Origin of the sequence: Buttiauxella sp. A111 (genome assembly GCF_014189855.1) — a bacterium.
GTDB lineage: Bacteria > Pseudomonadota > Gammaproteobacteria > Enterobacterales > Enterobacteriaceae > Buttiauxella > Buttiauxella selenatireducens.
Map to the genome: position 1 here is coordinate 1 of NZ_BJFN01000037.1, position 215 is coordinate 215.

The following is a 215-nucleotide window of genomic DNA, read 5'->3' on the forward strand; positions in this document are numbered from 1 at the left end:
GCTTACCACTTTGTGATTCATGACTGGGGTGAAGTCGTAACAAGGTAACCGTAGGGGAACCTGCGGTTGGATCACCTCCTTACCTAATAGATACAAACCCGCGTAGTGCTCACACAGATTGTCTGATGAAAGTAAAGAAGCAAGGCGTCTTGCGAGTGAGACTTCAGTGTCCCCTTCGTCTAGAGGCCCAGGACACCGCCCTTTCACGGCGGTAA

Annotated in this window: 1 rRNA gene; it reads left to right on the forward strand. The window is 51.2% G+C overall.

The window, feature by feature from the left end:
* A 16S ribosomal RNA gene (locus tag BSPA111_RS22500) occupies window positions 1-82 on the forward strand; the annotation flags it as partial.
* Window positions 83-215: the final 133 nt, after the last annotated feature.